The sequence below is a fragment of the Bacillus sp. UMB0728 genome, from assembly GCF_002858875.1.
In the GTDB taxonomy this organism is placed as follows: domain Bacteria; phylum Bacillota; class Bacilli; order Bacillales; family Cytobacillaceae; genus Bacillus_AB; species Bacillus_AB infantis.
In genome coordinates this window covers 437,253-450,083 of the sequence record NZ_PKLA01000002.1, presented here as the reverse complement: position 1 = coordinate 450,083, position 12,831 = coordinate 437,253, and the positions used below count along the sequence as shown (strand labels likewise).

Below are 12,831 nucleotides of genomic sequence, written 5' to 3'. Positions count from 1 at the left end.
CGGGCTGCTGTTATTCGGAAGTCCGCTGGCGGCCATCATCCGATGCGGCCGACCTCATTCGCCATTTTTTCCATACTGCGGTCATATGCCTGCAAAACCTTCTGATTCGCTTCAAACGCCCGGTAGGCTGTCATCATATCGGTCATCGTCCTGCTTGCATCCACGTTTGAGGATTCCAGGAATCCCTGCTGCAGCCCGAAGCCGGCTTCCGGATTACCTGCGGCCTCTGCAAGCGGCGCTCCATCTTCAGTCCGGAACAGGCCGTCGCCTTCCTTGATCAGCTCTGCCGGATTTTCCGAGAAGCCGAATCCAAGCTGTGCGGTTTCGCCGTTTTCGCCTGTGATTTGACCTGCATTCGAGACAGTGAAGCGGTCGCTTCCAAGCTGGATCCGATTGTCCTGCCCGTCGAGAACGTACATGCCGGAAGCTGTAGTCAGGAAGCCTTCCCCATCAAGCGTGAAGTCGCCGTTACGCGTATAGCGCGTCCCGCCGTCTGCTCCTGCCACCTTGAAAAACACCGAAGCGGTGATACCTGTTTCTGCATCCTCCGGCATTGTGATATCTACAAGAGCCAGGTCAGTATTCTGTCCGGTTTCCCTCAGGTCTCCCTGAAGGAAGTTAGGCGTGTTCTCCTGCATATAAACACCTGTGTTGATGCTGCCGATTTCCTTGTTCAGCGGCATCTGAAGCCTGTTCTGAACGGGGATTTCCAGCTGCCCCGCACTTTGGAGGAGCATTTCCGGAAATGCCCTCATCGAGGACTGATCCGCCTTGAAACCTGGTGTATTGCTATTGGCCATATTATTCGTCAGCATTTCCGTCCTGCGCTGCTGGGACAGCATCCCGGAAGCCACCGTGTAAAAACCTCTAAACATGTTCCACCTCTATATATTGACCGGTAACGACCGGACATCATTTCACCATCAAAAGGGACATACAACTATTCTTGCGTTACTTTCTATTATAAAAAAAATCCGTCCAAGAAACAGCAGATTTTTGCAGAAAAGTGTCAATATGTGAAAAAAACAGCGGATTTTGCGGTTTGAGGTTGGGATTTCAGAGGGATGGAGTAATTTTAGATGAGGGTGGAGTTGCGTGGTGGTGCCTTGTTGGGAGTTGGCGAATTTTTATGCTGGTCAGATGCAGGGGGCTTGGCTTGATGATTTGTAAGTATATGGGGTCAGGAATTATTATGGATGAAACTGGAATGATTATTCGCAAATTCGGAATGATTATTGCCGAATCCGGCATGATTATCAGCCAATCCGGAATCATTATTGCCGATTCCGGCATGATTATCAGCAAATCTGGAATGATTATGTCTGAGACTGGCATGATCTCTTCAAAATATCAAAAAACTGCCTCCTAGATGGCATGCTCCCCCTCCATTCTAATAACATCTCCTCGAAGATACCTAAATTTATGCCCATTCCCCCCAAGAACACAGCAAAACAGAGTCAAAACCTTCCCAAACTCCGGCCCAAACCACAGAAAAAAGCGCACGGACCCCCGCACGCTTTTTCATTAGCCCAATCTTCTCTTAGGCAGTTTATCGATATTGTCCAGCATGATGCCGGTTCCGATTGCTACGCAATCCATCGGGTTTTCAGCCACAAGGACCGGCACTTTAAGCTCTTCTGCCAGCAGCATGTCGATGCCATGCAGAAGGGCTCCGCCTCCTGTGAGGATGACACCGCGGTCGATGATGTCGGCTGAGAGCTCAGGCGGTGTCCTTTCCAGGACTGTTTTGGCAGCCTGGACGATGACCGCGACGGACTCGCGGAGCGCCTGTTCGATTTCGCCGGAACGGACTGTGATCGTCCTTGGGAGGCCTGATACCATGTCACGGCCGCGGATATCGATTTCTTCATCCCTCGAATCCGGGAATACAGTTGCGATATTGATCTTGATGTTTTCGGCAGTCCTCTCACCGATCAGAAGCTTGTACTCACGCTTGATATAGTTGAGGATTTCGGCATCAAATTTGTCGCCGGCCATCTTGATGGAAGAAGATGTAACGATATCGCCCATTGAAAGAACAGCTACATCTGTAGTTCCTCCGCCGATATCGACAACCATGTTTCCGCTCGGCTGGAAGATGTCCATGCCGGCGCCGATTGCAGCGACCTTCGGCTCTTCCTCAAGGTAGACTTTCTTGCCGCCGCTTTTTTCGGCAGCTTCCTTGATTGCTTTCTGTTCGACGCTTGTAATATTGGTCGGGCAGCAGATCAGGATGCGCGGCTTGGATAAGAATCCTTTTACATTCAATTTGTTGATAAAATGCTTCAGCATAGCTTCAGTCACATCAAAGTCGGCAATGACGCCGTCCTTCAGCGGGCGGATGGCGACAATATTGCCGGGCGTACGCCCTACCATGCGGCGCGCTTCTTCGCCGACAGCCAGCACTTTATTATTGTTCCTGTCAATCGCCACTACAGATGGCTCATTCAACACAATTCCCCGGCCTTTTACATGAATCAGTACATTGGCAGTACCCAGGTCAATTCCAATATCTCTAGCAAACATTTTACTTTTTTTCCTCCCTGCACTTAGCCAGCGCGGGCTTCCGGCTCCTGAATGAAGTCAATAACGATTTTTCCTGGCTGGCCAGTTGCCGCTGCTTCATATTTTTTATGGATGCCTCCTGCGCCTATCCTGCTTTTTGGCGGAAGCTGCCAAGCAGGTTCGGCCAGGCGGCCTTTATGCAATAGCTTTAAACCGCCGCAAATCCTTCCATTAAGGAAGCCTTTCCAATTCAAGGTTTCGGCGGCTGACGAAGCTGCAAAATATTTTTTTCCAAGTTCTATCCTAATTGTTTATTTTATCACAATCAAACCGTAACTAGAAACATTTTGTAAAAATTATGTAGCATTCCCGCAAAATTTGTCGCTACATTTCCAATAAAGCAGAAAAAAGCACAAATCCTGTCGGCTGCGCTTTCTTCCTCTCTCATATTCAATTCATAGCCTACTGAACAGGCTCGCCTTCCAGTTCCTCTTTCTTGTATTTCATTTTTGTTGCTTCTCCCCCGCGCAGGTGGCGGATCGATTTATGGTAATCAAGTATTTCCTTTACTTCGTTTGCAAGATCAGGATTGATTTCAGGAAGCCTTTCTGTCAGATCTTTATGGACTGTACTTTTGGATACGCCAAACTCTTTCGCAATCACGCGAACTGTTTTTTTCGTCTCCACGATATACTTTCCAATCTTGATAGTTCTCTCTTTGATGTAATCGTGCACACCACTCGCCCTCCCTAAATTGGTTGTGAGGAGTGTAAAATGAGACCCGTTTCGCTTTTTCGAAATTCTCCATTCCGCACATTCTGATACAACAGCTGGTAGAATCGGCTTTTTTTGCGGCAGAAAGCTGTGCTCTCTAATACTGCAGGGAATAAACATGTCCTTTGGGGCCTGCTCTTTGTTGGTGTCAAAACGACTCTGCACCTCATACTCTCTCTTTTGTGTAAGGTTTGTAACAGTTTATTAGCTTGGTTGAGATTATATGCACGATTACGGCAATAAGGACAAGGCATACCTGAAATTATTTGAAAAATCGGACATTCACTATTCTCTTATAAGTCTCCTCTGGAGATACAATCCAGATTCCTCCTCCCTTTGTACCTTAGACTATGAAGGGCGAAATAACCTTTTTTCGACATAACCCGACATTTCTCTGGGTGTTTCTGCCCTGCGTGAATTGTCTATCTTTTATCCGCCTGCTCCTCTTAATAGGAAAATCTTTAATCATTTTGCTCTATATTTTTAGAGATAATCTGCTCAGAACTGGGCATAAATCCTCCTATGCAGGAAAAAGAATGGTTCTTCCAGCAGGATAGAGCCCAGCATTTATTCATGAGTTTATCCCTATTGCCGGAGGGTATTGATTACCATAAAATGAATTCTGGCTCAGCGTTCATAAATTTGGTTGCACATCCAAACTTATCCAAACTATATAAAAAGGCGGGTTAATCAATGGAACATACAATTACGATAACGAGAAAGGAACGTATAGAAGCAAGCAGGAAAAAAGACAAGCATAAAGGCAAAAAGAAGGGTGCTGCCATTTCCCTGTCAGCGGCCATGACTTTGTCTTCTTTTATGGCGGCTGGCACCAGCTATGCAGCGGCCGAGGAACAAACGGTATACAGTGTGAAAAAGGGAGATTCTCTTTATAAAATCGCAAGAACCTATGACGTTTCTGTTTCTGAGCTGAAAACAGCAAATAAGCTTCATGCTAATCTTATTTTTCCAGGGCAGGAATTGAAGATACCTGAAGCAGACAGAACGGCAGAACCACCGGCATCTGACCGGAAGACACGTGCAGATGTTTCCGTCTATACTGTGCAGGCAGGAGACACTCTCTGGGAGCTGTCACAGCGTTTCCAGACCCCGATAGAGACGATCAAAAGGCTTAACGGCCTGAACAGCAATTTCCTCTTGATCGGCCAGAGACTGATCATTCATGAGGAAACTCCTTATGTAGATGCACAAGTAGTTGGGGCAGCAGATAACTTCACAGTGGAATTTAAGACTGAGGACGGATATGTGGCTTTAAAAGTGGCGTATGGAACCGCCCAGGACTATCAGAAGCTCTCAGGCCAAAAAGTATCTATTGCCTATAAAGACGGTGCACTTGTTTCTATGAAAAAATAATATTTCCCGAGAAATTTGTCGATAGCCGCAAAGAAAAGCCGTACAGCTTCTCTAAAAGGAGAGAGCCGCACAGCCTTATTAGAAATCTGTTAAACGGATTTGGATTTCCCCTCATCCATCCATACTTCCCCATCTTTATAAATCATCTGTTCAGGATAGCGCAGATTGATTACTTCCTCCTGAATCTTTTTGGATGGGGCCTCGGTGGCCTTCGATACAATGATATTGGTCAAGAAGGCTGCTGCTGCCCCAAAGACGCCCGCTCCTGTATCGATAATGCCCAGGATAGTGAAGCCGCCGTATTTTGCGGCAAAGATATAAGCCAGGGTCACTCCCAGACCGACAAGGAGCCCGGAGATGACCCCTTTTGCATTGGAACGTTTCCACCAGACGCCAAGAACGAGTGCCGGGAAGAAGGTTCCTGTAGCCAGAGCGAATGCCCAGGCGACAATCTGGGTAATGGCTCCCGGAGGATTCAAGGCGATCAGGCCTGCCAGAAGCGTGGCGACCACAATGGACCAGCGGGCAACACTGAGCCTGGTTTTTTCAGTGGAATTAGGCTTCCAGACCCGATAGAAAATATCGTGTGCAAATGAAGATGAAATGGCGATCATCAGCCCGCCTGCTGTTGACAGGGCGGCTGCCATAGCACCGGCGGCAACAAGGCCGATGACGAATACACCAAGATTGGCAATCTCCGGTGTAGCCATGACGACGATATCATTAGAGATGATCAGTTCACTCCACTGCAGAATGCCGTCCCCATTGCCATCGGCAAGCTGCAGCTTTCCTGTGTCGACCCATGTTTTGGTCCAGGCCGGGAGCTCGCTGATGCTGCTGCCGGCAACCTTTGTCATCAGGATGAAACGGGAGAAAGCAGCATAAGCCGGTGCAGAAAGATAAAGCAATCCGATGAAGAGCAAAGCCCAGGCCCCTGACCAGCGGGCCGCCTTCATTGTAGATACCGTGTAGAAGCGGACAATAACGTGCGGGAGTCCTGCTGTACCCGACATCAAGGTAAACATGAGGGCAAGGAACTGCCATTTAGTCCCGTTCGTAAATGGAGCGAAGTATTCAGAGATCCCAAGCTCCCTATCAAGCTCACCCATCTTGCCGACAAGCTCTCCATAAGAAATCCAAGGAAGCGGATTATTGGTAAGCTGCAGGGACATGAAGATGACCGGGATGAGATAGGCAATAATTAGAATGATATACTGGGCCACCTGTGTCCAGGTGATTCCCTTCATCCCGCCGAAAGCGGCATAAAAGGCGATCAGTACAACGCCGATCATAGTACCGAGCTTGGCATCGATCTCAAACAAACGGCCGATTACTACGCCCGAGCCTGACAGCTGGCCGATTGAATAGGTAAATGAGATGACGATTGTACAAATTGCGGCTATGACCCTTGCTGTATGGCTGTTATAGCGGTCGCCGATGAATTCCGGAACGGTATAGCGCCCGTACTTTCGCAGCTGAGGCGCCAACAGGAACGTCAGGAGCAGATAGCCGCCCGTCCAGCCCATAATATAGGCTAGGCCGTCGTAGCCGAGAAGCATGATCGTCCCGGCCATCCCGATAAAGGAAGCTGCACTCATCCAGTCGGCACCGATGGCCATTCCATTGAAAATCGGCGGGACACCGCGCCCTGCCACATAGAAATCTGAGGTGGCACGCGCCTTATTATAGACCGCAATGCCAATATATAAAGCAAATGTAGCCAGAATAATTGATAATGAGACCAAAAACTGTGTATCCATGTAATCCCCCTTAAAAGGTTTCTATCTACACAAAAGCATTTTAGTGGTCCAGCACCTTCCCTGAGCTGATCTGTTCGTTTTTATCCTCATCAATCCCATATTTGCGGTCAATTGAATCACTAAGTTTCGCATTCACAAATAATAGAATGATAAACGTGATGACAGCTCCCTGTGCACCCATGAAATAATGGAACGGGAAGCCATTGATCGTTATTTCACTGAGCGGCTCTGCAAATAGCACGACACCGTAGGAGACGATGAACCAGATAGCAAAATAGATGATCATGTTTCTCGTTTTTTCGCGAAAATAACTGTCTGCCGTTGCCTTATCAATTTTTTTCAAACCTTTGCACCTCGCAATTAATGGATTTCCCCTCATTTGGAAGCGTATTCATTTATTGGCTCGATTCCCTCCTTCTTAAAAAGTTATATTCTAATCGGCCCGCCTTAAAGAAGGCAGGTCCGGATCAGCTGAGGCTGAAAATAAACTTGATGGTATCGAGAAAAGGCGCAGGGACCAGGATGATTTGTACGAGGAAGTAAACGAATATCCCTAGAAAAGGAATCGCAAGGAAGATAGTTTTCTTCTTCCGCAGCGCAAGAAAAAGGCATAATGCTGTCAATAGCAGCACAATAATAAGAGTCGGCAAGTAGTTCCCCCCAATGCCATTGGATTAAAAGACTAAATTTTATGAAAATTTTAACTATATTATCACTTGAAACTCTCTCGGGGTCAAGATATTTCCACAGACATATTTCTTCAAATCAAAAAGGTGTCCATTTCGTAGAGGACACCTTTTCACTGTTAATCTAAATCTACTTGTAACTCCAGCCCTTCCAGCTTTGTTATATTTCTCTCTAGAACACTTACCATTAACTCTTCAGCTCCCAATGGAGTTTTAAATTTTACTACATAGCCTTCAGCAGCTTTCTGATTGATCCCCCTTATTGATTTTCCTGAAGATTTGTCTGTTAGAATCGGGGTGGTTCCCATTCCCTTCAGCTCGCCTTCAGGCTGATAATATATCCAAACCTCTCCCTCTTTTTGTTTAACATTGGTAATCTCAACTCCCCCATAGGAATCTTGTTCAAGATAAAAAGGCAGCTTCTCTTTAAGCGGCTTTTCGTTATAACTGGCCTCTCCAAAAGTCCTTAAATATGGTGTGATTGTCAGGGACTTTGGCTGACTTTCTGCAGGCTCATAATATTCATTGAACTCCTCGGAAAACATACCCTCCTCTTGGCTGCCCCCGGTGGCGCCAGAGATCAAATGAGCAAAGCCTTTATCATCCTGGTCTTTGATCTCAAAAACATAGGAACCGTTTTTAGCATTATATTTTTCCATTGATTCCCTCATAGTTATTACCACTTGGGTTCCGCTTGGAGCAAATGAGACTTTATTAAGAGTCATACTAACTTCGCCATTTTCTACTGTGTTATTAGGACTGGCTGAGTAGTAATCCTCTCCTGCTTTTTCCACTGGAAAATCAAAGCTCATTTTTGTACCTTTCTCTCCCAGAATCATTGCATTTATCCCGAGATTAAACTCCTCAGGCAAATTCCCATACAAATGAAACTCATATAAATATTTATCTTTCTCATCTGTAAAAGAATTCCCTGCTGAATATTCCATGTATGGTTTTCCATCTACAGATAAATTAAATTCAGGCAATAAAGGATAACCTAGTTTGTCCTCTATATTCTCTCCCGCGATAGAATATACAATCGCCAACCGGGTCCCATCATACAAGAACTCATGCAGGGTAATGCTTGTTCCATCTTTTTCAACAGTCTGATCAATCTTTGTAAAAAGACCTTCCCTTTTGGCCCGCTGAATTCCAATATCACCAAATAATATCTGGTCTTCGTCTGTCTCATTAATGGCCTTCTCTGTATCTGGCGAATCCGGATTTTCTTTTGTCGGCAGAATGTTGTAACTTAGGAGCAGGAAAACGGCAATCAAAGGCGCTGCTATCATGATGAGCGGCGGACCAAACTTCATTTTCTTCCTGGCTGACTTTTGCTGCTGGCCTTGCGCTTTCTGCAAAACTTCCTGCATATCGGTGTCTGAAAAATTGAGGTTCTCCCCATATTTTTTTATAAATGCCTGTTCCAAGGATCTTTTCCTAGTCATAAAGAAATTCCTCCCTTAATTTAGGCAGCAGCTTATTTTTCCCTCTTCGTATCCTCGTTTTTACTGTTTCAACGGAAACAGATAGAACCTCAGCAATTTCCCTGGCCTCTAGTTCATGGATATACCGCAAAATAAGAACTTCACGGTACTTTTTGCTTAAACTCATAATTTCTGCCACGACTTGTTCGTCATCCAATTTGTCTATCGTGATGGTTTCAGGTGTATGATAGCTTGTCTGTTTGATCGAACTGTTCTGAAGGAACATCCTCCTGATATACTGTGACTTCAAATAGTCTTTACATTGATTGATTGTGATTCTATAGAGCCATGTCTTAATGGATGAACGCTTTTCGAATGTATGGTAATGGATATAGCATTTTATAAATACGTTTTGGATGATATCCTTTGATACTTCTACATCCTTGACATATGAGTAAGCCAAAATTGATAGCTCTGTTCCGTAATTTTTCATAATACCGGTGATGATATTGTCCAAATCAACTTCCCGTATATCCTGTTGGTTCAACTTTAGTCCCCCTTTCTCATTCTTAGACGCCTCAGTGAAGTGAGGAGGTTCAAATTTCTTACAGGAAATCAAATAAGCAATTATGACGAAAGAAAAAGCCCAGCCAATTGGCTGAGCCTGCAACTTATCTTATACCAGCTCTTCTATCATCAGTTTCACTGCTTCCTGCAAATCGCTGTCAGACCAGCTTGGCAGGCTGCGTTTGCTTTTGGCAGCGAGCTGGTGGGAGGCCGGAATGTGAATGAATCCAGCTGGGATCTCCCTCCCGCTCTTCTTTATTTCATGCAGGATGGTGTACATGACATTATTGCACAAATAGGTTCCTGCTGTATTGGAGATTTCAGCCGGCAGACCGTTCTCTTTTAATCTGTTGACCATCTTCCTGATTGGAAGAGTGGAGAAATAGCCGTCCGGCCCTTCTTCATCGATCGGCGAATCTTCCAATCTTGCTCCGCTGTTGTCAGGTTCGCCGTCGCGGCAGTTGATGGCGATCCGCTCTGGTGTGATGCTGTTCCTGCCTCCCGCAAGCCCGAGTGAGATGACAGCATCCGGCTGGTGCTCATGGTAGGCTTCCAGTATTTTAACCGGTGATTCTTTAAAGTCGACAGGAAGAAGGACTCCTGTAATTTCATAGTCTCCGATTTTTTTCCCGTTCAGGGCTTTAACAACCTTTTCCGTCGGGTTGATCGGAAATTCCAAAAAAGGCTCAAAGCCTGTTAAAAGCAGTTTCTTCATTATGCTCCTCCTTTACCAGCTGGCAATCGTTCCATCTGTGCGCGGCTCTGTTCCGCCTGTAAGCACGCCTGTTTCCGGGTTGCGGGTGATGACCTGCCCGCGCCCAAAACCGCCTGAATCGTGGGCCACCTTGATTTCATGCCCTTTGGCGGCAAGCTGCTTCACAAGGTGGTTTGGCATTGTATATTCAACCTCTATTTTATTGCCTTCAATCCACTGCCAGCGCGGTGCATCAAGAGCTGCCTGCGGATTCAGATTGAAGTCGATCATGTTCATGGCAACCTGCACATGGCCCTGCGGCTGCATGTATCCGCCCATTACGCCGAACGGCCCCACTGCGTCACTGCCTTTTGTAATAAAACCAGGTATGATCGTATGATAAGTCTTCTTGCCAGGTGCAAGGGCATTTTCGTGGTTCGGATCAAGGGAGAAATCATGGCCCCTGTTCTGCAGGCCGATTCCGGTGCCTGGCACCACCACACCTGAACCGAATCCCATATAATTGCTCTGGATAAACGAAACCATATTCCCTTCACTATCCGCCGTTGACAGATAAACTGTGCCGCCCTTTGGCAGGGAGCCTGGCTCTGGGAGGCGCGCTTCGCCTGTAATTTTCCTGCGGGAGGCTTCTGCATAGCTTTCAGAAAGCATGTCCTCCACCTTCGTCTTCATGAAGTCAGGATCGGTAATATAAGTTTTGCCATCAGTAAACGCCTGCTTCATCGCTTCCAGCTGCAGATGAAGCTGTTCAGCGTCTTCACGATGGGTAAATTCATAGCCTTTTAAAATATTCAGGGCCATCAGTGCTACCAGCCCCTGGCCATTCGGCGGAATTTCCCAAATATCGTAGCCACGGTAGTTAACGGAAATCGGATCCACCCATTCAGCTTTATAGCCTTCCAGATCCTCTTTGGAAAGGAAGCCTCCGCCCTCTTCGGATGCCTTGGCAATCTTATCGGCGAGTTCGCCGCGGTAGAAGCTTTCAGCGTTCGTTTCCGCAATCGCTTCGAGCGTTCTTGCGTGATCCTCAGACTTCCACATTTCACCGATTTCCGGAGCCTTGCCATTCGGCGCGAACACCTTGAACCATTCTTCATATTCAGGGCCGGTAAAGCGCTTTTTATAAACCTTATGTGCTCCTGCCCAATATTTCCCGAGAATCGGGGAGACAGGATAGCCATGGCGCGCATAGTCGATGGCCGGCTGGAGCACCTCTTTCAATGGAAGGCGGCCAAACCGCTCTGACAGCTCTGCCCATGCAGAAGGAGCACCAGGAACGGTGACAGGCACCCAGCCATGTGATGGCATGGTTTCATGACCCTTTTCCTTCACCTTATCAATACTGATGCTCTGCGGGGACGGTCCGCTTCCGTTCAAGCCGTACAGCGAATCATTTGTCCATACAAGCGCAAAAGCATCACCGCCGATCCCGTTTGAGGTCGGCTCCACGACCGTCAGGCAGGCAGCCGTTGCGATTGCCGCATCAATGGCATTACCGCCTTTTTTCATTATGTCGAGCCCAGCCTGGGCAGCAAGGGGCTGGGAGGTCGCAACCATCCCGTTCCGCGCAATTGAAGCCATCCGCTGTGACTGATATGGATATGTAAGATTTGAAGACAAATTCTTTTCCCCCTCTATTGACGGTGCCAGGCACCAGCTAGGCAAAACCTTCGCCTTGCGAAATATTATACCAGAGAAAAGGGGGAAATGTCGAAAAATTATGAATGAGTGAGTATTCTGGGTATAGTTTTGGTTGGGGAGTACAGTGTTTAGATGAAAGAGGGGGGATTTTGAGTGTAATTGACCATTGGAGGAGCCGGGGATTTCGTTTATTAGCAACTTTTTGAGTTTATTAGCAACTTTTTCCGTATATTAGCAACTTTTCCTTTTTATTAGCAACTTTCCGGATATATTAGCAACTTTCCCATTTTATTAGCAACTAGCCTCAGAGAGCAGCCAGCCCCATCGAAAGAGCAGCCAGCCCCGCCTAAAAACCAACCCCACATCCACTACGAAAAAACCCGCCATCATCACGGCGGGCTTTTCCATTCTTATTACGCGTTTTCGTTGTTCAGGCTGGCGTCAGATGAATCTGTGGACTCTTCTTCCTGATCTCCGGAATTGTTTTTGTCCTGGTCTTCTTTATCGCCTGCATTTTCGTCTTCTTTATCTTCTGCTGCTTTATCGTCTTCAGCAGCTTTTTTCTCATCTGCTGATTCTTCTGTTCCAGTTGCGGCATCGTCTGCTTCTTCACCTTCAGCTGCTGCATCGCTGTCATTTTCTTCAGCGGCACCGCTGTCGTCGGCTGCACCTGTGTTATCGGTCGGGGCAGCTTCCTGTAGCGCGCTTAATGGCTTATTGAAGTAGTCAAGCGGGTTGACAGGTACATTGTCTTTACGGATTTCAAAGTGTACATGGACGCCTGCTTCTTCGTTAAATAGGCTTTGGCCTGCTTTTGCAAGAGCTTGTCCTTGTTCAACCTGGTCGCCTTGCTTTACACTTACATCTGTAACAGATTGATATTGTGTTACAATACCTTTGTCATGCTCGATTTCGATGACATTTCCTAACAGCGCATCTTCATCCACTCTTGTAACAGTTCCGCTTAGGGCTGCTTTCACTTCGAAGGATTCGCCATCTTTTTGGGCGATATCAATTCCAGTGTTTGGATGGTACGTGTTATTGTAGAAAACCAATGCTGCTTCCTGTTCTTCTTTCTTGCCTGTGTAATCATAGAACTGCTTTTGGATTTCGACTGAATCCTGGTTGGCTACCGGCATTACGAAGTTTTCCATTGAGCGGGTTACTTCTACTGATGGCTCATCGTATTTCTTCTCGGCAACATCAGTATCGCTGTAATCATACTCATCAGACGCATTGTTCGAGTTTTGATACCAAAGAACCGCGGTTAGAATGATTGCTGCGCTCGCCAGATAGATAGCCGGGAATGCCCACCTTTTTTTCATAAAGCGCTTGAAACCTGAATCTTGAGAAGATCGTTGCTTTTCTTCCTCTCTCATTTA

14 protein-coding genes are annotated in these 12,831 nt (G+C 46.7%); 2 read left to right on the top strand and 12 right to left on the bottom strand.

The window, feature by feature from the left end:
- Window positions 1-35 precede the first annotated feature (35 nt).
- Window positions 36-875: a flagellar hook-basal body protein gene (locus CYJ37_RS08055; protein WP_101548931.1), complete on the bottom strand. Its 840-nt coding sequence runs from the start codon at window positions 873-875 to the stop codon at window positions 36-38.
- Window positions 876-1,159: 284 nt separating this feature from the next.
- Here CYJ37_RS08055 and CYJ37_RS08050 point away from each other — a divergent pair, with 284 nt between their 5' ends.
- Window positions 1,160-1,369, top strand: coding sequence for a hypothetical protein (locus CYJ37_RS08050; RefSeq protein ID WP_101548929.1), 210 nt, complete (start codon window positions 1,160-1,162; stop codon window positions 1,367-1,369).
- A 155-nt stretch (window positions 1,370-1,524) separates the two neighbouring features.
- Here CYJ37_RS08050 and CYJ37_RS08045 read toward each other — a convergent pair whose 3' ends face one another.
- The 3 genes from CYJ37_RS08045 to spoIIID form a co-directional block, all read right to left on the bottom strand.
- The gene (locus tag CYJ37_RS08045; protein ID WP_009792669.1) at window positions 1,525-2,526 is read right to left on the bottom strand and encodes a rod shape-determining protein; all 1,002 of its coding nucleotides are present in this window, start codon (window positions 2,524-2,526) and stop codon (window positions 1,525-1,527) included.
- A gap of 23 nt (window positions 2,527-2,549) precedes the next feature.
- Window positions 2,550-2,759, bottom strand: coding sequence for a hypothetical protein (locus CYJ37_RS08040; protein WP_094769174.1), 210 nt, complete (start codon window positions 2,757-2,759; stop codon window positions 2,550-2,552).
- 208 nt (window positions 2,760-2,967) lie between these two features.
- Window positions 2,968-3,240: a sporulation transcriptional regulator SpoIIID gene (spoIIID, locus tag CYJ37_RS08035; protein WP_009792667.1), complete on the bottom strand. Its 273-nt coding sequence runs from the start codon at window positions 3,238-3,240 to the stop codon at window positions 2,968-2,970.
- Window positions 3,241-3,972: 732 nt separating this feature from the next.
- On the opposite strand from spoIIID, the gene CYJ37_RS08030 reads away from it, so the two are divergent.
- Window positions 3,973-4,653 carry a LysM peptidoglycan-binding domain-containing protein gene (locus CYJ37_RS08030; RefSeq protein WP_101548927.1) on the top strand — a complete coding sequence of 227 codons (681 nt, stop codon included), beginning with the start codon at window positions 3,973-3,975 and terminating at the stop codon, window positions 4,651-4,653.
- Window positions 4,654-4,742: 89 nt separating this feature from the next.
- On the opposite strand, the gene CYJ37_RS08025 is transcribed toward CYJ37_RS08030, so the two are convergent.
- The 8 genes from CYJ37_RS08025 to CYJ37_RS07990 form a co-directional block, all read right to left on the bottom strand.
- Window positions 4,743-6,413: a sodium:solute symporter family protein gene (locus CYJ37_RS08025; RefSeq protein ID WP_101548925.1), complete on the bottom strand. Its 1,671-nt coding sequence runs from the start codon at window positions 6,411-6,413 to the stop codon at window positions 4,743-4,745.
- A gap of 40 nt (window positions 6,414-6,453) precedes the next feature.
- Window positions 6,454-6,756 carry a DUF4212 domain-containing protein gene (locus CYJ37_RS08020; protein WP_101549662.1) on the bottom strand — a complete coding sequence of 101 codons (303 nt, stop codon included), beginning with the start codon at window positions 6,754-6,756 and terminating at the stop codon, window positions 6,454-6,456.
- 124 nt (window positions 6,757-6,880) lie between these two features.
- Window positions 6,881-7,063: a hypothetical protein gene (locus tag CYJ37_RS08015; protein ID WP_101548923.1), complete on the bottom strand. Its 183-nt coding sequence runs from the start codon at window positions 7,061-7,063 to the stop codon at window positions 6,881-6,883.
- A gap of 155 nt (window positions 7,064-7,218) precedes the next feature.
- Window positions 7,219-8,376, bottom strand: a complete 1,158-nt coding sequence (locus tag CYJ37_RS08010; RefSeq protein WP_180827276.1) for a DUF4179 domain-containing protein — start codon at window positions 8,374-8,376, stop codon at window positions 7,219-7,221.
- 163 nt (window positions 8,377-8,539) lie between these two features.
- A complete protein-coding gene (locus CYJ37_RS08005; protein ID WP_253618785.1) occupies window positions 8,540-9,073 on the bottom strand; it encodes a sigma-70 family RNA polymerase sigma factor in 534 nt (177 codons plus the stop codon).
- Between the two features lie 129 nt (window positions 9,074-9,202).
- A complete protein-coding gene (gene pcp / locus CYJ37_RS08000) occupies window positions 9,203-9,808 on the bottom strand; it encodes a pyroglutamyl-peptidase I (protein WP_101548919.1) in 606 nt (201 codons plus the stop codon).
- A 12-nt stretch (window positions 9,809-9,820) separates the two neighbouring features.
- On the bottom strand, window positions 9,821-11,389 hold the full coding sequence (ggt, locus tag CYJ37_RS07995; RefSeq protein ID WP_101549659.1) for a gamma-glutamyltransferase: 1,569 nt from the start codon (window positions 11,387-11,389) through the stop codon (window positions 9,821-9,823).
- A 473-nt stretch (window positions 11,390-11,862) separates the two neighbouring features.
- The gene (locus CYJ37_RS07990) at window positions 11,863-12,828 is read right to left on the bottom strand and encodes a M23 family metallopeptidase (RefSeq protein WP_009792658.1); all 966 of its coding nucleotides are present in this window, start codon (window positions 12,826-12,828) and stop codon (window positions 11,863-11,865) included.
- Between the last annotated feature and the right edge of the window lie 3 nt (window positions 12,829-12,831).

What these genes read in the sequence shown, in the direction of transcription:
- CYJ37_RS07990 (WP_009792658.1), bottom strand. Translation starts at nt 12,828, where the DNA reads ATGAGAGAGGAAGAAAAGCAACGATCTTCTCAAGATTCAGGTTTCAAG.
- pcp (WP_101548919.1), bottom strand. Translation starts at nt 9,808, where the DNA reads ATGAAGAAACTGCTTTTAACAGGCTTTGAGCCTTTTTTGGAATTTCCG.
- CYJ37_RS08030 (WP_101548927.1), top strand. Translation starts at nt 3,973, where the DNA reads ATGGAACATACAATTACGATAACGAGAAAGGAACGTATAGAAGCAAGC.
- CYJ37_RS08045 (WP_009792669.1), bottom strand. Translation starts at nt 2,526, where the DNA reads ATGTTTGCTAGAGATATTGGAATTGACCTGGGTACTGCCAATGTACTG.
- CYJ37_RS08025 (WP_101548925.1), bottom strand. Translation starts at nt 6,413, where the DNA reads ATGGATACACAGTTTTTGGTCTCATTATCAATTATTCTGGCTACATTT.
- ggt (WP_101549659.1), bottom strand. Translation starts at nt 11,389, where the DNA reads ATGGCTTCAATTGCGCGGAACGGGATGGTTGCGACCTCCCAGCCCCTT.
- CYJ37_RS08050 (WP_101548929.1), top strand. Translation starts at nt 1,160, where the DNA reads ATGATTTGTAAGTATATGGGGTCAGGAATTATTATGGATGAAACTGGA.
- CYJ37_RS08055 (WP_101548931.1), bottom strand. Translation starts at nt 875, where the DNA reads ATGTTTAGAGGTTTTTACACGGTGGCTTCCGGGATGCTGTCCCAGCAG.